An 18,401-nucleotide genomic window follows, 5' to 3' on the forward strand; every position below is an offset into this window, starting at 1 on the left:
GACGGATGAACATCACACACCGACGAGCTTGAAAAGCTCAACCACTTCCACCGCGATCCGGCGTCACAGCAGGGCAATCGTTGGCCGCAGGCTGGCCGCTGAAACGCTCGGCAATCCAGGCAATGGCCTGATCGGCGGAGGCAATAGCGGTCGTTGCATGGCCGGTATCCGGCAGGCGCAGGTAACGCGCAACAACGCCGCGCTGGCAGCTGTTTGCGTAGAACGCCTGTGTCACCGGCGTGGCCACAAGGCCATCAGCGTCGGATTGCACCAGTAGCAGCGGTGGCGAACCCGCCGCCAATGCGGTGATCGAATTACGTGCCATCAAGCTGTCCCAGGGCGCACGCCCCGCCAGGTCCAGGCTGCCCAGGCGCGCACGCAGGCGCAGCAGCCGCAGCAGGGCGGCGGCAGAGAACGGATCGCCTTCGCAGCCACGCGTGGCGCGCTCGATCACACCTTGCGTGGCCTTGTTGGCAATGGTGGACAGATCAGCGCCGTAGACCCTGGACCAGCTGCGTGCGGTGAACGCCGTCAACAGCCCGCGCACGGTGGCGTCGGCGCGTTGCATGTTCGCGGCCAGGTCGGTGGGGGGCGATACCGCGACCACACCCTGCAGTTGCAGTTCCGGCGCATACGAACGCGCCCGTTGTGCGGTGAACAGCGCCGCGTGCCCGCCCTGCGAATGCCCCCACACCGCGAACTGGCGACCGGCAGCGGCTGCGGCGAATCCACTTGCTGCCCGCACCGAGTCCAATACCGCCGCTGCAGTGGCGTCACCGGCCAGATAGGCATGCGGCCCACGCGTGCCCAGCCCGGGATAATCGCTGGCCACCACCACCCAGCCCCGCGCCAGCATCTGCGCAAGGCCCGGAATCTGATCCAGCGTGCGGATGGGCGTACAAGCCGAATCAATGCCCACCGTGCCATGCGCCCAGGCGACGATCTCGCGCCCGCCCGCCGGCGCCACGCCATCCGGCGCGATCAACACGCCGGTGGATTGGGTGCGATCACCATCAACATCGGTGGTTTCGTAACGGATGCGCCAAGCCTTGGCCCCTGCCGGTGCGCCGCCGACCGGTTTGGCCTCCAGCAGCTTGCCTGGCGCCGCAAGCACCGGCGCACTGGCCACAAACGGCCACATGAGCAACAACAGCCAGCGCATCATCGTGATCTTCATGCGTTCCAGTCCCTGGGCACCCGGTGCGCTGATGCTAGCTCAAACCGGCAACGATCACGGTGCGTGCGAGCGACGCAAGCCGCCAAGCCAGGCGCCCCTGCAAACCACGTGCACCAACCGTAATCGGGTGCACCCACTTCGCAGCGGGCACCGTCCCCACCGCCGACTTGCCTCATGGCTGCCATAAGATAATCTCGCGCCGCTGCGATGGTTGCCGCCCTTACAATCGGCCGCATCCTGGGTCAACGGCGTTGGAACATGCGCAAGCACCATCTCGCAATCGGCTTGGCGGTGCTCGCCGGGTGCACGCATGGCGGCGCCACCATCACGCACATCAGCGGGATAGCGCCATTGAGCGGCGACGTGGTCGCCGCAGTGGACACACGCCAGTTCGAAACCGGCAGTTTCCTCGCCGATGACGGCGTGGTGATCCCCTATCGACTATTGCGGCCGGCACAGCTGCGCGCGGGTGAACGCTATCCCTTGGTCATCCAGTTGCATGGTTCCGGCGGCATCGGCACTGACAACAGCAGCCAGCTTGATCGGCTGGCGCGGAGCTGGGCCATGCCGCAGATCCGACAGCGGTATCCAGCCTACGTCCTGGTACCGCAGTTCCCGATCAGAAGCGCCAACTACGGCCCGGCAACACCCGATCAATCCGCGCAGGCCTCACCGGTACTGGCTGCCGCACTGAAGCTTGCGCGCAGCATTGCCGCCGACAATCCAGTCGATCACCGCCGCATCTACGCGCTGGGGTTCTCGATGGGCGGATCAGCCACCTGGCTGGCGCCGACGCTGCAGCCTGAGCTGCTGGCCGCCATCGTACCCATCTCCGGCATCGCCCCGGCCAATACACAGGCCGACGCCTTCAGGAATCTGCCGGTGCTGGCCATCCACGGCAGTGCCGACGAAGAAAACCCCATCACTTCCGACCGACGCTTTGTCGCAGCCGTGCATGCAGCCGGTGGCAGACAGATCCAGCTCCGGGAATATGCCGGGCTGGCGCATTCGCCACCGGCCGACATCTACCCGGGCAACGAATGGCGCGACTGGTTGTTCCAACAACATCGTTGAGCGCCGCGATTATGGGAGCAACATAGGCGGCCAAACCACGTGAAACGGCAGCGCCAGTAGCGCCGGGATTGCCATCGCGAGCACGCGGGTAGATTGCCTGCTTCGCGGCTTACACCGCTCCCACAAAGCTATTGGCTTCGGATCAGTTCCGCAGCACGAGCTTGTCGCCGGCGGCGACGAATTGCTTCTTGTACTCGATGCTCGGGCAGCAACGCGAATCCTCTTCGGCATAGTCCAGGTAGCTCACCTGAAGATGGCCGCCGGCAATATCAAAGTCCGCCAGCTTTCCCGCATCCGCCGCGCTGCTATCAATCAACACCAGCTTTCCTTCGCGCTGCTGGAAGACGAACAGATGCTGGAAGTCGGTATTGCTGCCTTCGATCGCGAACAACGTGCTTGCCGCCAGGTCGGCGAGTCCATCACCGTTGATATCGCCGCGCACCAGCTTGCGGAACGCATCGGACTCGATCAACGAGGTCTCGATCTCCTCCCGCTTGCTCTGGGCGATATAGGCGGCAACGGCAGCGGTCAGCGCCACTTTTTCGTCTTCGGCTGAAACAGGCTGCACGCCGGCGTCGGCATTGATTGATGCCGGCTGCTGTTCAACAGGCTTGGCTTGCGGCGCCGTGCAGCTGCCCTGCTCGCAGATGCGGTCTGCCTTGCAGTCGGTGTCTTTCTGGCATTGCCCGGCATTGGCACTGGGCAACCCTGGCGCGGGCGGTTCCGCTGCTGCGCAGGCAGCCAATACCAAGGCGAAGGAAGTGGAAAGCAGAAAGCCACGAGCAGCCATGCAACATCCCCTGTGTAGGCAGCGGTGAGCGTATGGGTTGCGCCCTTAATAGGCAAGATCAATGGTTGCGATGTGGCCGCAGGGCTAGGAAAGGATCGCTTTCAACTGCGCAAACGCATGACAGGCCTGTGAATCAGGGACATCCGAATAAGGCGGCAGGGGCCAAGCTGTGGCAGCGACCTACAACGCGCTGCCAATGATCCCATTCGCCCCCAGCCCTGAGATTGCAGGCACAACGCCGCTTGGCGCGGCCTCGCTTCAACGCTGGCACCCCGCCGCAATCGCCGGCACCGGCTTGAATGTTGCCGCAGCCGCAACTCTCTTTTCCACACTGTCCGGTTGAGGTGGCCCGTATCCGTGCCCATGTTCAAGCAGTCCGCGCTGCCGCGCCCGTCGCATTGCAGCTGCAAGGGCGTGCTACCGGCCGTTGCCCTCCCCCTGAAATATTCCTGGAATACCGAAATGAGCAAGCTTTTCGAACCGTACAACCTGGCCGGCATCCCGCTGTCCAACCGCATTGTGATGGCGCCCATGACCCGCTCGCGGGCCCCGGACGACATTGCCGACGAACGCGTTGCCCTGTACTACGCACAGCGCGCCACCGCAGGCCTGATCGTCAGCGAAGGCACACCCATTTCGCGCGAAGGCCAAGGCTATCTGTTCAACCCCGGCATCTACAGCCCGGAGCAGATTGAAGGCTGGCGCCTGACCACCAACTCGGTGCATGCACTGGGTGGCAAGATCGTCGCCCAGCTGTGGCACGTAGGCCGCATGTCGCATCCGTCCATCCAGGCCGATGGACGCGCGCCGGTCAGCGCCAGCAGCAAGCAGCCTGCCAATTCCAAGGCCTTCGGCTATACCGAAAGTGGCGAGCCCGGCATGGTTGATCCGCCGGCTCCGCGCCAGCTGGGCACCGAAGAAGTCGCACGCGTGGTCGAAGACTTCGCGCAGGCCGCACAGAACGCGATCGATGCCGGCTTTGATGGCGTGGAGATCCACGGCGCCAACGGCTACCTGCATGAGCAGTTCCTCAATCCCTTGATCAATGATCGCGATGACCAGTACTCGGCAGCAACGCTGGAGAACCGCATCCGCTTCACCCTGGAAGTGATTGATGCCATCGTTGCGCGCATCGGTGCCGAGCGCACCGGCATTCGCCTGTCGCCCTACGGCAATGTTTTCGATATGCCGTCCTATCCACAGACCGATGAAACCTACACCGCCCTTGCCGAGGCCATCGGCAAGCGCAAGCTGGCGTTCGTGCACCTGATGAACCAGGCCGGCTTCTCGCGTACCGAGCCCAGCCAGGCCGGCTTCAATGCATTGCTCAAGACCATCAAGAGCAAGCTGCCGGAAACCAGCCTGATTCTGGCAGGCGGGCTGGACCGCGAATCGGCAGAGTCGCTGATCGACGAAGGCCTGATCGACCTGGCCGGCTTCGGCGTGCCGTTCATCAGCAACCCGGACCTGGTCGAGCGCCTGCGTAACGGCTACCCGCTGGCCAAGGCAGACCCGACCACGTTCTACGGCGGCACCGGCAAGGGCTACATCGACTACCCGCCGTACAACGCCGCAGGCTGACAAGCAGGCTCCGTCCGTACAGCGTTCCTGTAGGAGCGGCGTAAGCCGCGAAACCACGGATCCACACGCCACGCACTCTGCGCAATTGCACAGCGCGTGGATGCGCATGGTTTCGCGGCTTCGCGACTCACGTCGCTCCTACAATCTGCACGCTACGCGGCAAGACTGTTAACGCTCTTGTGGGAGCGGCATCAGCCGCGAAGCCACAGACCTAACAGCCGCACGCTCTCTGCAACTGCGCAGCGCACTGGTACGCACAGAATTCCAGCTTCGCGGCTGACGTCGCTCCCAAAAGGTGAACATCACTTCTCATGAGCGACGCAGCGCAAGCCACAACAGCGCTAGAACTGCACGCAATCAACCCCTGCATACAAAGCTCCGGCCTCCGCGCCCAACCGCCCTCGCCAAGCGTCGCTTCGAGCAAGCCCCTCCCTCTTGGCCAGCTGCGCTGCGCATACCCGGTCCTGGCGTGCTACTGGCCCAGCGCAGTACCCGGGCGCCAGCCACTGCGCGCGAGGAAGGCCTTGGGATCGCGCATCTCGAAGATGTCGGCCAGTGCCTGTTGCTTGTCGTCGGCCTGCTGGTAATACGCCTTGACGATGCGATAGCCAACCCAGTAACCCAGATCGGCAGGTTTATCGGGGGTGCTGTTGTAGAGCCAATCCGACAACTCGGTCTTGTCCATGTCGGCGGCGAACGCGGTCTCGATGCTGGCTTCGCGGCCCGAGACCAACCCGGCCATATAAGCGTAGGACACCGCACCGGTCGTCAATTCGGTCACGAACTCCGCCGCGCCTTCCTCAAGTGCGGCAGCCAGCACGGTCACGCCCTCGGCTTCGGAAAACGCCACCACCTGCTGGACATGCGCGTACTCATGCACCGCCACGCGCACGAACCGGTCTTCCACATCCGGGTTCATCCACGGATTGGCGCACAGGGCCTCCAGCCCAATCTGCACGCCGCTCTCGCGTGAGCCTACGCCAACGGGCTTGCCGCGACCGACTGCAATGGTGATCGGTGCCGACCGCATCTGCGGATACGCCTGCTGCAACCGGCCCAGCGCAACCGCCAGGCGCTCGCGCACACGCGGCAGTACGTCCCCGCAATCGCGTGCCTGCACGTACATCTCGGGGCGCTTGGTGATGGCGTCGGCAATTGACTGGCCGGTGACATTGCGCAACCGCGCCAGCCGCTGCAGCCCCTCCGAACCCTGATCCAGGTAGTCGCGCTGCAAGGTATCTGCGCGCGGGTGGCCACCCGCGGCGTCATAGATCCGATAGAAGCGGTCGACATCGCCGGTCTCGATGACAACACTGGCATCCTGCGCTGCTGCCGCGTTGATACTGCTGCCCAGCAGGGTTGCCAAGGCTATTGCTACAGCGCGCATATGCGTCCGATCCACGGTCAAGTAATCACCCAATCATGCCACCGAACCCAGGCCCCGAACCCGGACGGCCATACCATTGCGATGCGACCGGCCCGCTCAAGACGAATGGGCATCCAGGACCAGGAAGTACCTCGCATCCGCCTCGGCGCCGACCCGCACACAGCCATCGCCCAAGGTGCGATCGGCGGCGTGGTCGCGTTCAAGTTTCAGATGCCTCAGCAGCACGCCGATGTCAGCGGAGGAAGTGACTATCCATGGCGACTCGCAAGCCTGGCCGTCGCCGCTGCTCTTGATGGCTTGCAGCAACCCTTCGAAGGCAAATCGCGCATCGGCATCACCAGCGCCGGCCAGGTCCTCCAGCGCATTCAAATGCATTGGATGGCTAACCAGAAAGTCCCGGTAGCGCTGCTGGCGCACTGCCGACGAGCTATCCGCCTTGTCCAGTGTGGCCACCTGCCCGCGCAGCTCAAGATAGCTTTCCAGCGCAGCCAGTTCCTCACCACCGGCAAGCTCGCTGGCACCGGCACGCCGGGGCCCCAGCACCTGCTGCAGCCAGTTGCCATAGTACAGATGGGTAAAGTCCTTCCCGGCAAGGCTGCGATCACGTGCAGCAAAACGCAACAGCAGCTTCGGGAAGAACGTTGGCTGCTCCGGCTCCAGTACCGCCGCTGCGCTCACTCCTGCCACGGTCGGCATCGCCTCCCCGCGTGTCCACAGCAGATGTTGCGCTCGGTAAGCGCGTAGCGCGTTTGGGCCGGCATTTGCCTTTCCGTAAGGCCTCACTCGCAGCATCACATCCGTGCCGGCGACATGTGTGTAGCGATCCACAGCAAGCACGGTGTCGTTCCATGCCGAAGCGGCCTCGCCCGCAGCATCCAGCCTCACTTCGCGGAACAGCAGGCAGCGCTCACCGGGCGACCAGGTGCTGGCGCAGGGAGCAGCGGTCTCCTTTACCTGCAGCAGTGTTTCCACGCCCTGCAGATGGTGACGCTGGTTCTCAGCGAGCAATGTGCCCTGAAAACGCAGCAGGCCACCGAACCCATCATCGACTTCCAGTTGTGGCCCACCCTTGTTCGGCTGATCGATGCGCATGCGCAGCGCATGACCACCGGAGAGCATCTGCAGCAAGCGCTGCTCGGCGTTATAAGGCGACGTCCTGCAGGTAAGTGGCGGCCTGCGCATATAGGCGTCCCCGCGCAGCGTCAGTTGCCAGGCCACTTCACGCTGCGGATCGGCGCCCTGCACCTGATAGCGGCGCAGTACCAGCCAACCATCCACTTGCCGCTGGCAAAGCTGGCTATGCAGCAACAGCGACGGCTCGGCAGCCGCGTCCTTTTCTTCCTTGCTGAACTCCAAACCCGGCACGCCGGTGCCGCTGGCAAACCAGGTGCGCGGATTGCCTTCCCGGTCCTTCGCGGACATCAGCTGCCAGCGGTAGTCGGCGAGCAGCTGTTGATAGCGCCGTGCGGTCTGTCGGGCAGCAGCTTCATCCGGATGCGCAGGAACGGGCACCAGCGCGGCCGGCGGCGGCACAGATGCCTGCTGCATTGCCAACCCCGACGAAGTCGTCGCACACAGTGCAATCGCGACGCAAAGCCCACGCAAGCTCCAGATACGTTTCCCGGCCATTCCACATCTCCTTGTGAAGCTCTGCACTGCGGTGCCCACCATGGGCGTTGCATCCCTCAGCCAACCGCGCCTGATCCTTGCCAGCAGTCGGCCAAGCTTATGCCTCCACCGCCAGCGGAGGCATCAACACACGCTTTGCCAAACTGCGTATCGCACTCAGTACGCTTCCTCGCACGGCGCATCGTCTTTCAGCAGGGCAGGATCCACCGGCTTGGTCTCATCGATAAGCGCACGCTGCTCCGCGGTGGGGTTGCCCAACCAACTCACTTTGCAATGCGAAACCAGACGACCAACCAACTTGGGGTAGTCGGGCTGGTAAAGCATGGCCAGCTGATGGGTATCGCACTGGTGCGCCTGGCAGGCCGTGTAGAACCACCAGGTTTCCGGGCCCAGCGTCTTCGGCGCGCCAGGCGCGCTGGGCCCACTGAGCAACCGCTCACGCTGCGACGGTGTATCCGGGTCAGCAACGTCGTACTGCGCCGCTTCCTTCAGCAATGCGTCGAATGCTGCAGTCAGTTTGGCGTCGGCGCGCCCGCAGTTGTCCACGGTATTGCCGCCCACCAGGGTGAAGAAGTGCGTCGCCAGCGGATTTTCCTCGCAGCTGGGCGCGTAATCGAAGCCTGCGGGCGTTGGAATATCGCTGTCGCCTACCTCATACGGAGCGGACTCGCCATCTTCACCCTCGCCTGCAGCCTCCGCGTGTGCAGGCGCCGTCGCATCCTGGGCCGGCGCAGCAACATCGGCGCCCTCATTTTCAGCAGGCGGCACTGCTGCCTGTTTGCAACCCAACAACGAGCCCATCAGCAACCCCACCCACAACAGCCCTACTTTCATGTTCACCCCAGGTAATCGGTCCATTGCATCCATTCCCAGTGACGCCTGCGGGAATGAGCGGATTGTAGCTTCTGGGTTCCAGCAAAAGAATGCGCGCGGCAGACTGGTTGTCAGCTCTTCTGATCACCAGAATCTGCGTCCCCAATCGACTTCCGCGCCTCATCCGGGCGTACTGGCATCGCCGCCTTCAACCCGCGGGGATTCCTTCCGCTTATCTGCCTCGATCAGCAGGCTTTGGTAGAGCTGTAGGCGGATACGCATGAGATTGGCGCTGCTGATGATTACGTATATCAAAACCAGGAAAGCGCCCAGAATGACCTGCCAAGCGGGCATGGCAAGTAGATCGCTCCACTGCCGCATGAAGAGGAAAGCTGAGACAAATACCGGCAGCAATCCGAGCTTATCCAAGCCTCCGGCCAAGAACCCGATTTTCGCCGTCAACTGCGCCAGGGAGAGGCGCGCAATGCGTTCGCTGCGCGCAAGCTCCGCAGGGCTGAAGCCTTTCAACCAGTCCAGGATGCACTCGAAATAATCGCGATCATGATCCAGCTGCCGAACCTGATCATCGCGCCACCGCCAAACACCAAGGCCCATTACCCCGCAATTCCTTAGAAAACCAGGAAGCCCGGCCACGATAAGAACTACCAAGCCGCTTTTGACTACCCAGACCATCCATTCAGCAGGCACCATCCACTTGATCAGGAAGTACGGCAAGACTCCGACCAATGCGCCTACGAAGGCAACCACATTCAACACCTTCAGAAATGGCGGTGTGTTCAACATTCCCGCCGGACCATCAGGTATATCGCGCAGCCGCTGATCCAACGCGGCAAAAGAAAACCGCTTTTTTGTACTGGTGTCCATACCATCCCCTTTTATCCGGCAACGATGAGCATATATCGCAACCCGCAACAATGTTGATTGGCATGCAACGAATCAGGGCCTAGAGGCGTCCGGTACAGCGCCCGCCCTATCGCCGTCTCCCTGGCATCAACCGCCGGGTAGCCAACCAGAACAGACAAGCGACGCCACACGTAGCTGCACCAAGCGTACAGACGCCACTCCAGCCTGCCTGTACGTAGACCGCCGTGGTGGCGATCGCCCCCACCCCGCTACCTGCCGCATAGAACAGCATGTACAGCCCGACCAATCGGCTGTGCGCGTGGGACTGCTCGCGTAGAATCATGCTTTGGTTGGTCACGTGCAGCGCCTGCCCGCCAAGGTCCAGCAGGACGATGCCGAGCGCCAATGCCCACAGCGAAGTCGACATCAGCGACAACGGCCACCACGCCAGCAACAGCACCAGCAGCGCCATCGCGGTGACGGTCTGACCACGCCCCTTGTCTACCCAGCGGCCTGCACCGGCTGCGCCCAGCGCGCCGATCACGCCAACCAATCCGAATGCGCCAATAGTCGTGTGTGAGTACGCATATGGTGGCGCGCTAAGCGGCAGCACCAGCGCGCTCCAGAAAATGTTGAATGCGGCGAACATCAGCAATGCCAGTACACCGCGAATCTGTAGAACCCGGTCTTGCCGCAGCAGCCGCGCCATCGTCCCGATCAGTCGCGCGTATCGCATTGTCACTGCGGTCGCTGGCGAACGCGGCAGCTTCCGATAAAGCAAGCCCGCCAACAGCAACATCGCCAGCGCGGCCACCGCGTAGACGCTGCGCCCGACGTCCCCCCAATATTGAGTAGCACAGCGCTTCGAAGTCGGCACGCCCAACTACGCGGCGTTCCCGACCATCGCGCATGGCTTTGAGTTCATCGCCCAGCTCGGGCTGGAGGAACTTGGCGCGCGCTCATGCATATTGGCAAGGTGGCTGGAAGCACAGCTCGCGGAGCTTCGGCACGACATCAAAAGCCAGGCACCACTCTGCCGCGTCTACGGCCCTTCGGCCGAGCACAAGGGCGCGACGGTGATGTTGAATTTCTTCGATTGCTACAACGCCGTCTTTCCGCATTCACTGGTCCGGCAGGCTGCCGAGTGTTTCGGCATCAGCGTGCGCAACGGCTGCTTCTGCAACCTGGGCGCCGTGCAACAAGCCACCTACACCACCGCAGGCGCCGAACACTGCGAACTCGACAAGACCGAGAAGATCCTCGACTGCCGGAGCTTCGACGAGAACATCCTCAACAAGGGAAACTGCGGCGCGGTCCGCGTCTCGTTTGGGCTTGGCTCGAACTTCGCCGATGCCTATCGTTTCTACCTGTTTGCAAGATGCCTGCTCAACATCGAAGCCGGGCGGCTTGCTGATGCTGTTGTCGACTCCCCGCACAACAGATCCAGCTGAGTGCCAACCATGAAAGCCCCTGGACTTCTAAGCGAAATGGCCAGAGCGGAAACCCGACTCTGGCCATTTTCACTTTTGAACCGACATCATTTCCAATCTGCTAGAAATCGAAAAGCTCGCCGAGCAGGCCCTTCTTTTTCTTGTGCTTGTAATAGCCGGAGTCACGCGAATCGTATTGGGGCGGGCTGACGTTACGCGGCTCCGGTTGACGGGCCTGCGGCACATCGGCAACGGATCGCTCTATCAATTTGTCCAGCTCCCCCCGGTCCAGCCAAACGCCACGGCATTGTGGGCAATAGTCAATTTCAATTCCTTGCCGGTTGGACATGGTCAAATTCACGTCCGTACAGATGGGGCATTTCATTGTTCCATTCCTCGTTCGCTGGCCTAAGTTAAGACGTTGGTGCGGCACAGTGACAAATCAAGGGGTCATGCGCTTGATGCCGGCTGGACAAGCGCTTCGGAAAGATCATGGCGGGCTCCCACGTTCTGAACGAAACGGGTCAGAGCGGCAACCCGACTCTGACCCAATTTTCGCTATTTTCGCCATGCATCTCACCAGCGTCGCCGTGAGAAACCTACAGATTTTCGTTTGTAGCCCCTGATTGCGCAGGAGCGACGAATGGCTCGCATACGAATTTAACTGTCTCAACACAGTTGTAACAAAATCTACCACCTCCCCCGCCGTGGGCGCCTACCCCTGCGACGTAGTGTCCCAGAGGGCAAACCTCAAGCTTGTCCCATCCTCTACCACCCGTCATAACGATTGGAGTCTTTGATTCACTTCGAAAATGACCGATCTGCTCAAAACGTGCGTCCCTGGCTCCAAGAGCCTTCTCAAATGACGCTTTCAACGCGCCAAGCTCATCACGCATTTGACTCGCATATGCAGGCGTATATTCGAAGTCTGGCTCCAACGACAGTGGCAGGCTCTTTTCTGATGTTTTTATGTAGGCCGCAATTGCCGGAATACGCCCATCTTGTATGTTTTTAGCGCATGTAATTGCCACTTCACGCTCCGTCAACGCAAACGAAGTCGACGGCCCCACTTCAACCAGTTCCGACACTCCGCCATTGCTCTGTGTCATGGTGCACTTCGCAGCATTTTCAGGCTGAATTACGATCCCATTGAACTCTGCATTTCTGCGGCCCCGCGCAACCCTAACGGCGAACATTGGCCTCATGATGTCGAAGTTGACCTGCACATCTGCCTGCTCCATTGCGATACAAACGCCGTAGGCTTGAAACGCCTCCCTTACGACTAAGGAGGATGACCTAGCAAATCTTGTGCCCTCAGATACTTCGTCATAATGCTCCTTACACATCTGCTCTGCCTTCTCTTTGCGGCCTCCAAAACTCAAAGCCGATTTCAGCGGAACCATTTCAACAATCGCGGTGGACGATGATTTGAAATCAAGCTCAGCTTTCGCTGATTTCCCGGAACATATTTCGTCGTAAACAAGAGAGCGGAATGTGCGCTGCTGCTGTTCAGAGGTATTGTCTCTTCCCGTAAATCTGAGCGGTGAATCGCATTTCGTTTGTTGCGCCAGTGCTACCTGCGTTGCAGTGATAGAAATAAGCAATATGCATGCCATTTTCATGATTGCCTCCATTGCTAATCACCCCCGGCTTTTAACAGCCGCCAAACGCGGGAGTGTGCTGCCTGTGACCCCCGATTCCTGATGCACTTCAAAGTGGAAAAATTCGGCGTCCTACGGAACCTTGGAATTTGCTTTGGCACCGCGTTTCGTGGCAGATCTCTCAGGAGTTGTCCATCCGATTGCACGGTCAGTGTGCGTTCCTCGTTATGGGAGCGCCGTCACCTCTCGATCTTGCTCCTTGCGTTTGCCAGGGACAAGAGCCAACACTCATTCGGGCATTCCTGCCGTAGACGGCCGTCGAAGCTTTCTACAAGTGCGTTGTCGGTCGATGCTCCTATGCAGTAGAAGTCCAGCTCCACGCCATTCTCATAGGCCCATCGATCCATCGCCTTCCCTGCTGACTCGCTACCGCTGTCCATCTTGATGGCGGCTGGCGATCCGCGCTGTGCCGCCAGCTTTGTCACTGCCTTGGCCGCATGTCCCGCGCGCAGTGATTGGTCCACGAAAGGCCCATGGGTGAAGCGATCGACCACGATCAGCACCCGGAAGCGGCGACCGTCATTCTAGAAAAACAAGGCCGCCTAACGAACGAGGGCCAGAGCGTAAACCCGAATCTGACCCCTGTTTTCTCACCGCGAACCGTAAGCAAATCACCCGTCGAGCACAGATCAGTCCGTAGCCCGGGTAAGCGCACGGTACCCGGGAAAACACGATGACCGTCGACGCATCATAGCGTTGCCATGGAATTAGGCGCGTCGTCGGCGTCGAAGGAAAACAGCCAACGCCAGAAGCAAAAAAAACCGAGCGTCGGCTCGGCTTCTTCGATCATTGCAGACCCCGGGTGCGCTGCGCTTACTCGGGAAACATTACTTTGCAGCGGGGACTGCGCGCCACTTATTGCCCCCTTGGTCATGCAAAACGCAGATAAGATCCAACTGAGCCTGTTGACTTCGAATCAACTGAAATGTCAGAGGATGTGATGGGGTAAGTGAGCCAACTATCGGCCTCAAGATAACCGCATTAGCAGTAGGACCTTCATTCGTCAGGAAAGCATCTTTCGCGAAGCCACCATTGATGCCTGGATGATCCTTGATCCACCACCTAACATCACTCTCTTCATTCATCAAGACAAGAGCGAAGTTGGGGTTTGGCTCCAACATATGCGATGCAGAAATTGTCACCTCAAGTGAACCATCATCAAGCATCACGATCCGATGACTAAGATTCGAGAATTTTTCATGCTGAGGAACAAACTTGCCGCCTCCTTGCGCAATATCCACGATCTGTTGAATCGCCGCATCAAGCCCAATCGCGTGCATATCGATAAAACATGTTTGCTTGAGCAGTGCAGGCATTTCACTGCCATCCACCCTAATCGGAACAAGGCGCGTAGCGCCTTTTGTCGCTGAATATAGTGCATTTTGCCACTCAAGACGCACCATATCGCTCTGAAGACTATCTGCAGAGACAAAGAAAAATACGACTTCGGGAGCATCAAGCCCCTTATTCATTTCATCGATAATTCCATCACCCGGTCGAATTGACCAAGAGTCATAGAACACTTGTCCCTGACCAAAGATATCCGCCAGCCTCAGAGCAACAGCTTCGACTAGGGGCTTATCTTTGTAGTTGTGACTGAGAAATATCTTATGAGCCACTGACCGCCTCTTATCCATTCACAGCTGCTCATTTGTAGTGCTGACAAAAAAAATAAAAACAACACCACTTTCACAACAGACAAGAAAAATGCTTCACCCGCACTTGCTATACCCACAATTCAAGCAAGTCTGGCAGCCGTCCATGATCACCAGCGCCTTGGTGCTGCACTTGTGACACATGGTGGCGGCGGCGGGGAAGCTGCCGTTGTCGGCGCCTTCGGAGTCATCAGCAACTTCAAGAGCTACCCCTCCCCGACCCTCCCCTTCGCTTTGCGAAAGGGAGGGGGCGAGCGCGGCGCTTTGCGCCGGCGCTGCGCTTACTTCACTGTTTTTTTTTGAACGGTCTTCGAACTGCTTGCGCTTTTCGGCGATCAGGGCGCGCTGGTGGGCGCTCATTTCCGGATCGTGCAACAGGCCGATCGACTTCATGTGCTCTTCGACGATCGAACCCAGCTCGGCAACCAGCGACGGCATGTACACGCCGCCGGCCTTGAAGTAACCGCCCTTCGGGTCGAACACGGCCTTCATTTCGTCAACGATGAAGGTGACGTCGCCGCCCTTGCGGAACACGGCCGACATGATGCGGGTCAGCGCCACAATCCACTGGAAATGCTCCATCGACTTGGAGTTGATGAAGATCTCGAACGGGCGGCGCAGCTCGTGCTCGGTGTCCTGGTTGAGCACGATGTCGTTGATGGTCACGTAGAAGGCGTGTTCCACCAACGGTGATTTGATCTTGTAGGTGCTGCCGATCAGCACTTCCGGGCGCTCGATGCGCTCGTGCATGTGCACGATGTTGTCTGTCACGGACTCGACCGGCGCCACGGAAACCGCGGCCTTGGCCACCGCAGCTGCGTCACGGGCCTTGTCGTCCGGAGTGATGACGGAATAGCCCTTGATTTTTTTGTCGATCTTGACGGCCATGGTGCGAGTCCTGGTTATGCGTTGCTATACGGTTTGGCAGCAACCCCGTCCCTGTGGGACGGGGCGCGCGGTGTGGCTTACTTGCGGGTGGCCTTCTTGGCGGCCTTTTTCACGGCGGTGGCCTTCTTGGCAACCGTCTTCTTCGCCGAAGCGGCCTTCTTGGCAACCGTCTTCTTGGTGACGGCTACTTTTTTGGCAACCTTCTTGGCGACTTTCTTTTCAGTGGCCTTTACCGTCTTCTTGACGGCGGCGACCTTCTTGGCGGCCTTCTTTTCAACCTTCTTCACTGCCTTCTTGGCAGCAGCGGTCTTCTTGCCGACGACCTTGGCGACCTTCTTCTCGGTGGCCTTTACTGCCTTCTTGGTGGCAGCAGCCTTCTTGCTGACGGCCTTGGCAACCTTCTTTTCGGCAGCCTTCACGGTCTTCTTGGCCGAAGCGACCTTGCCGGCTGCCTTCTTCTCGGCCTTGGCAACGGCCTTCTTGGCAGCAGCGCGCTTGCCGGCGCCCTTCTTCTTCAGGTCAGCGGCTTCGGCCTGGGCGCTGGCCTTGGCGGCTTCCAGCTTCTGACGCATGGAGCTGACCTTCTTGGTCACTTCCTTCTTGGCGGCAGCGGTCTTCTTGGCGACCACCTTCTTGGCAGCGGCGGTCTTCTTGGCCACTACCTTCTTGGCAGCAGCGGCCTTCTTGACCACGGCCTTCTCGACCTTCTTCACTGCCTTCTTGACCTTGGCCACCTGCTTCTTGGCACCGGCTTCCACCTTGTGCGCGCCGGTCTTGACGGCGGCCACGGCTTCGCTGGCGGTCGCGGCGATGGTCTCGCCGACGTTGGCTGCGGTTTCTTTCACGTTCTCGGCAACCTGGGTTACGGTCGCGGTCACACCATTACCATTGCTCATAAAGCCCTCCTCAGGGCATCGGGTCTTTTAACGTTGGCGATGCTATATCGAAGCCGATGCAACGTGAAACAAGCGCGCAACAACCCGGTGGCGGTGAGACCACCGTCATGCTCACCCGGCGCAGGCGCCAGGCGGGCGATGAAGGCACTCAGAACTTGCCGTAGTAGCCTTCCTTGAGGGCGTCGAACAGGTTGGCGGCGGTGTGCATTTCGCCGTCGTACTCGATCTGTTCGTTGCCCTTGACCTCTACCGTCTGGCCGTCTTCCAGCTCGAAACGGTAGGTGGTGTTCTCCAGGTCCGCTTCCTTGACCAGCACGCCCTGGAAGGCAGCGGGGTTGAAACGGAAGGTGGTGCAGCCCTTCAAGCCCTGCTCGTGGGCGTAGCGGTAGATGTCCTTGAACTGCTCGTACGGGTAATCGGTCGGTACGTTGGCGGTCTTGGAAATCGAGCTGTCCACCCACTTCTGCGCGGCGGCCTGCACGTCCACATGTTCCTTGGGCGAGATGTCGTCGGCGCTGATGAAGTAGTCCGGCAACTTGGCCTCGGCTTCGTCGGAGAACGGCATGGCCTTGGCGTTGATCAGCTGGCGGTAGGCCAGCAGCTCGAAGGAGAACACGTCCACCTTTTCCTTGGACTTCTTGCCTTCGCGGATGACATTACGGCTGTAATGGTGCGCGAACGAGGGCTCGATGCCGTTGGAGGCGTTGTTGGCCAGCGACAGGCTGATGGTGCCGGTCGGGGCGATGGAGCTGTGGTGGGTGAAGCGCGAACCGATCGTGGCCAGCTCTTCCACCAGCTCCGGGACCACCGTGGCCACGCGCTGCATGTAGCGGCTGTAGCGGGCGTGCAGCACCTTGCCGGCGATCTTCTGGCCAAGCTTCCAGCCGTCCTTCTTCATTTCCGGGCGCTGGCGCAGCATGGCGGCGGTGACCGCGAACTGCTCTTCCATGATCGGGGCGGCGCCCTTCTCACGGGCCAGTTCCAAACCGGTTTCCCAGCCGGCCACGGCCATGTCACGGGCAATGGCTTCGGTGAACTCGCAGGACTCGGTGCTGCCGTACTTCATCTGCAGCATGGTCATGGTGCTGCCCAGGCCGAGGAAGCCCATGCCGTGGCGGCGCTTGCGCATGATCTCGTTGCGCTGCTGTTCCAGCGGCAGGCCGTTCACTTCGACCACGTTGTCCAGCATGCGGGTGAACACGCGCACCACTTCCTTGTACTCGTCCCAATCGAACGAGGCCTTGTCGGTGAACGGGTCACGCACGAACTTGGTCAGGTTCACCGAGCCCAGCAAGCAGGCGCCGTACGGCGGCAGCGGCTGCTCGCCGCAGGGGTTGGTTGCGCGGATGTTCTCGCACCACCAGTTGTTGTTCATCTCGTTGACGCGGTCGATCAGGATGAAACCCGGCTCGGCGTAGTCATAGGTGGAGACCATGATCATGTCCCACAGGTGACGGGCACGGATGTGGCCGTACACCTTGCAGGCCACCAGGCCGTCATCGCGGACGATGTAGTTCTCGTGGGTCGGCCAATCGCGCCAGACCAGGTCGGTCGCGTTCTGGTCGACTTCGGCCTGTTCCTTGGTGTTGATCGGGAACACCAGCTGCCAGTCGGCGTCGTTCTTGACCGCGTCCATGAAGCCGTCGGTGATCAACAGCGACAGGTTGAACTGGCGCAGGCGGCCGTCTTCGCGCTTGGCGCGGATGAAGTCCTTCACGTCCGGGTGCGACACGTCGAAGGTGCCCATCTGCGCACCACGACGGCCACCGGCCGAGGACACGGTGAAGCACATCTTGTCGTAGATATCCATGAAGGACATCGGCCCGGAGGTGTAGGCGCCAGCGCCGGCAACGAAGGCACCGCGCGGACGCAGGGTGCTGAACTCGTAGCCGATGCCGCAGCCGGCCTTCAAGGTCAGGCCTGCTTCGTGGACCTTTTCCAGGATGCCATCCATCGAGTCGGTGATGGTGCCCGACACGGTGCAGTTGATGGTGCTGGTAGCCGGCTTGTGCTGCTGCGCGCCGGCGTTGGAGGTGATGCGGCCAGCCGGAATGGCGCCACGGCGCAGGGCCCAGGCAAAACGCTCATACCAGTAGGCGCGCTTGTCGTCGGTGGCCTCGGCGTCAGCCAGGGCACGGGCCACGCGCAGGTAGGTGCCATCGATATCGGCATCCAGCGCTTCGCCCGCCTTGGTCGTGAGGCGGTACTTCTTTTCCCAGATGTCCTGCGAGGCAGGTTGCAGAGGGATCATGTCCGACTTGGTTTGATTGCTGACCACTTCCAGACGCACCGTACTCATGATTGTGGAAATTCTCCTGGGGCACCTTGCGGTGCGTTCAACGTGTTCCCAAACAGGCTGGGCAGCAAAGACAACGACGCGCAGGCGCGTGTTTACGCGCCTGTCGGCGGGATGAGGGGAATCCGGGAAACACCGGTTTTCTGCATCACTGTCGCGGTCATTGCACGCCTTCCGTTGGGGTGCTTGCACCCCGAGCACTAAACCCTACTGCTTGGGGACGCTTTTCACATCAACCCAACATCTAGTGGGTGATGACC

Annotated in this window: 17 protein-coding genes; 3 read left to right on the forward strand and 14 right to left on the reverse strand. The window is 60.6% G+C overall.

What is annotated here, in order from left to right; genetic code table 11:
- Positions 1-37: 37 nt before the first annotated feature.
- Complete coding sequence (locus tag ACVOKO_RS12385; RefSeq protein ID WP_346499210.1) at positions 38-1,177, reverse strand: alpha/beta fold hydrolase; 1,140 nt, start codon at positions 1,175-1,177, stop codon at positions 38-40.
- 258 nt (positions 1,178-1,435) lie between these two features.
- On the opposite strand from ACVOKO_RS12385, the gene ACVOKO_RS12390 reads away from it, so the two are divergent.
- Entirely contained in the window at positions 1,436-2,251 is an 816-nt protein-coding gene (locus ACVOKO_RS12390; RefSeq protein ID WP_346499211.1) for a carboxylesterase family protein, read from the forward strand.
- Positions 2,252-2,393: 142 nt separating this feature from the next.
- Here the strand turns inward: ACVOKO_RS12390 and ACVOKO_RS12395 are convergent, their stop codons facing one another.
- A complete protein-coding gene (locus ACVOKO_RS12395) occupies positions 2,394-3,041 on the reverse strand; it encodes a hypothetical protein (RefSeq protein ID WP_346499212.1) in 648 nt (215 codons plus the stop codon).
- Positions 3,042-3,503: 462 nt separating this feature from the next.
- On the opposite strand from ACVOKO_RS12395, the gene ACVOKO_RS12400 reads away from it, so the two are divergent.
- The gene (locus tag ACVOKO_RS12400) at positions 3,504-4,622 is read left to right on the forward strand and encodes an alkene reductase (RefSeq protein ID WP_346499213.1); all 1,119 of its coding nucleotides are present in this window, start codon (positions 3,504-3,506) and stop codon (positions 4,620-4,622) included.
- 472 nt (positions 4,623-5,094) lie between these two features.
- On the opposite strand, the gene ACVOKO_RS12405 is transcribed toward ACVOKO_RS12400, so the two are convergent.
- The 5 genes from ACVOKO_RS12405 to ACVOKO_RS12425 all read right to left on the reverse strand — a co-directional run bounded on the left by ACVOKO_RS12405 (position 5,095) and on the right by ACVOKO_RS12425 (position 10,192).
- Positions 5,095-6,009 carry a DUF2268 domain-containing putative Zn-dependent protease gene (locus tag ACVOKO_RS12405; protein WP_346499214.1) on the reverse strand — a complete coding sequence of 305 codons (915 nt, stop codon included), beginning with the start codon at positions 6,007-6,009 and terminating at the stop codon, positions 5,095-5,097.
- A gap of 96 nt (positions 6,010-6,105) precedes the next feature.
- A complete protein-coding gene (locus ACVOKO_RS12410; RefSeq protein ID WP_346499215.1) occupies positions 6,106-7,557 on the reverse strand; it encodes a DUF4919 domain-containing protein in 1,452 nt (483 codons plus the stop codon).
- 237 nt (positions 7,558-7,794) lie between these two features.
- On the reverse strand, positions 7,795-8,496 hold the full coding sequence (locus ACVOKO_RS12415) for a hypothetical protein (protein ID WP_346499216.1): 702 nt from the start codon (positions 8,494-8,496) through the stop codon (positions 7,795-7,797).
- 135 nt (positions 8,497-8,631) lie between these two features.
- Complete coding sequence (locus ACVOKO_RS12420; protein ID WP_346499217.1) at positions 8,632-9,336, reverse strand: hypothetical protein; 705 nt, start codon at positions 9,334-9,336, stop codon at positions 8,632-8,634.
- Between the two features lie 106 nt (positions 9,337-9,442).
- Positions 9,443-10,192: an MFS transporter gene (locus ACVOKO_RS12425; protein ID WP_346499218.1), complete on the reverse strand. Its 750-nt coding sequence runs from the start codon at positions 10,190-10,192 to the stop codon at positions 9,443-9,445.
- 25 nt (positions 10,193-10,217) lie between these two features.
- Between ACVOKO_RS12425 and ACVOKO_RS12430 the strand changes: the two genes are divergently transcribed.
- Positions 10,218-10,766: a hypothetical protein gene (locus ACVOKO_RS12430; protein WP_346499241.1), complete on the forward strand. Its 549-nt coding sequence runs from the start codon at positions 10,218-10,220 to the stop codon at positions 10,764-10,766.
- 100 nt (positions 10,767-10,866) lie between these two features.
- Here the strand turns inward: ACVOKO_RS12430 and ACVOKO_RS12435 are convergent, their stop codons facing one another.
- The 7 genes from ACVOKO_RS12435 to ACVOKO_RS12465 all read right to left on the reverse strand — a co-directional run bounded on the left by ACVOKO_RS12435 (position 10,867) and on the right by ACVOKO_RS12465 (position 18,144).
- Positions 10,867-11,130, reverse strand: coding sequence for a TFIIB-type zinc ribbon-containing protein (locus ACVOKO_RS12435; RefSeq protein ID WP_346499219.1), 264 nt, complete (start codon positions 11,128-11,130; stop codon positions 10,867-10,869).
- A gap of 214 nt (positions 11,131-11,344) precedes the next feature.
- A complete protein-coding gene (locus tag ACVOKO_RS12440) occupies positions 11,345-12,367 on the reverse strand; it encodes a hypothetical protein (RefSeq protein ID WP_346499220.1) in 1,023 nt (340 codons plus the stop codon).
- A 218-nt stretch (positions 12,368-12,585) separates the two neighbouring features.
- Entirely contained in the window at positions 12,586-12,786 is a 201-nt protein-coding gene (locus tag ACVOKO_RS12445) for an integrase core domain-containing protein (protein WP_430980770.1), read from the reverse strand.
- A gap of 447 nt (positions 12,787-13,233) precedes the next feature.
- Positions 13,234-14,025, reverse strand: a complete 792-nt coding sequence (locus ACVOKO_RS12450; protein ID WP_346499221.1) for a toll/interleukin-1 receptor domain-containing protein — start codon at positions 14,023-14,025, stop codon at positions 13,234-13,236.
- A gap of 93 nt (positions 14,026-14,118) precedes the next feature.
- Positions 14,119-14,949 carry a TSCPD domain-containing protein gene (locus ACVOKO_RS12455; RefSeq protein ID WP_346499222.1) on the reverse strand — a complete coding sequence of 277 codons (831 nt, stop codon included), beginning with the start codon at positions 14,947-14,949 and terminating at the stop codon, positions 14,119-14,121.
- Between the two features lie 77 nt (positions 14,950-15,026).
- Complete coding sequence (locus ACVOKO_RS12460; RefSeq protein ID WP_346499223.1) at positions 15,027-15,845, reverse strand: hypothetical protein; 819 nt, start codon at positions 15,843-15,845, stop codon at positions 15,027-15,029.
- 148 nt (positions 15,846-15,993) lie between these two features.
- Positions 15,994-18,144: an adenosylcobalamin-dependent ribonucleoside-diphosphate reductase gene (locus ACVOKO_RS12465; RefSeq protein ID WP_346499224.1), complete on the reverse strand. Its 2,151-nt coding sequence runs from the start codon at positions 18,142-18,144 to the stop codon at positions 15,994-15,996.
- Positions 18,145-18,401 lie beyond the last annotated feature (257 nt).

It is taken from the genome of Stenotrophomonas sp. STEN240, from assembly GCF_056756175.1.

Bases quoted from the DNA above. Each gene is read 5' to 3' on its own strand.
- ACVOKO_RS12415 (WP_346499216.1), bottom strand. From the start codon at position 8,496: ATGGACCGATTACCTGGGGTGAACATGAAAGTAGGGCTGTTGTGGGTG.
- ACVOKO_RS12445 (WP_430980770.1), bottom strand. From the start codon at position 12,786: ATGGACAGCGGTAGCGAGTCAGCAGGGAAGGCGATGGATCGATGGGCC.
- ACVOKO_RS12420 (WP_346499217.1), bottom strand. From the start codon at position 9,336: ATGGACACCAGTACAAAAAAGCGGTTTTCTTTTGCCGCGTTGGATCAG.
- ACVOKO_RS12460 (WP_346499223.1), bottom strand. From the start codon at position 15,845: ATGAGCAATGGTAATGGTGTGACCGCGACCGTAACCCAGGTTGCCGAG.
- ACVOKO_RS12455 (WP_346499222.1), bottom strand. From the start codon at position 14,949: ATGGCCGTCAAGATCGACAAAAAAATCAAGGGCTATTCCGTCATCACT.
- ACVOKO_RS12435 (WP_346499219.1), bottom strand. From the start codon at position 11,130: ATGAAATGCCCCATCTGTACGGACGTGAATTTGACCATGTCCAACCGG.
- ACVOKO_RS12390 (WP_346499211.1), top strand. From the start codon at position 1,436: ATGCGCAAGCACCATCTCGCAATCGGCTTGGCGGTGCTCGCCGGGTGC.
- ACVOKO_RS12410 (WP_346499215.1), bottom strand. From the start codon at position 7,557: ATGCAGCAGGCATCTGTGCCGCCGCCGGCCGCGCTGGTGCCCGTTCCT.
- ACVOKO_RS12440 (WP_346499220.1), bottom strand. From the start codon at position 12,367: ATGAAAATGGCATGCATATTGCTTATTTCTATCACTGCAACGCAGGTA.
- ACVOKO_RS12395 (WP_346499212.1), bottom strand. From the start codon at position 3,041: ATGGCTGCTCGTGGCTTTCTGCTTTCCACTTCCTTCGCCTTGGTATTG.
- ACVOKO_RS12400 (WP_346499213.1), top strand. From the start codon at position 3,504: ATGAGCAAGCTTTTCGAACCGTACAACCTGGCCGGCATCCCGCTGTCC.
- ACVOKO_RS12465 (WP_346499224.1), bottom strand. From the start codon at position 18,144: ATGAGTACGGTGCGTCTGGAAGTGGTCAGCAATCAAACCAAGTCGGAC.
- ACVOKO_RS12405 (WP_346499214.1), bottom strand. From the start codon at position 6,009: ATGCGCGCTGTAGCAATAGCCTTGGCAACCCTGCTGGGCAGCAGTATC.
- ACVOKO_RS12385 (WP_346499210.1), bottom strand. From the start codon at position 1,177: ATGAAGATCACGATGATGCGCTGGCTGTTGTTGCTCATGTGGCCGTTT.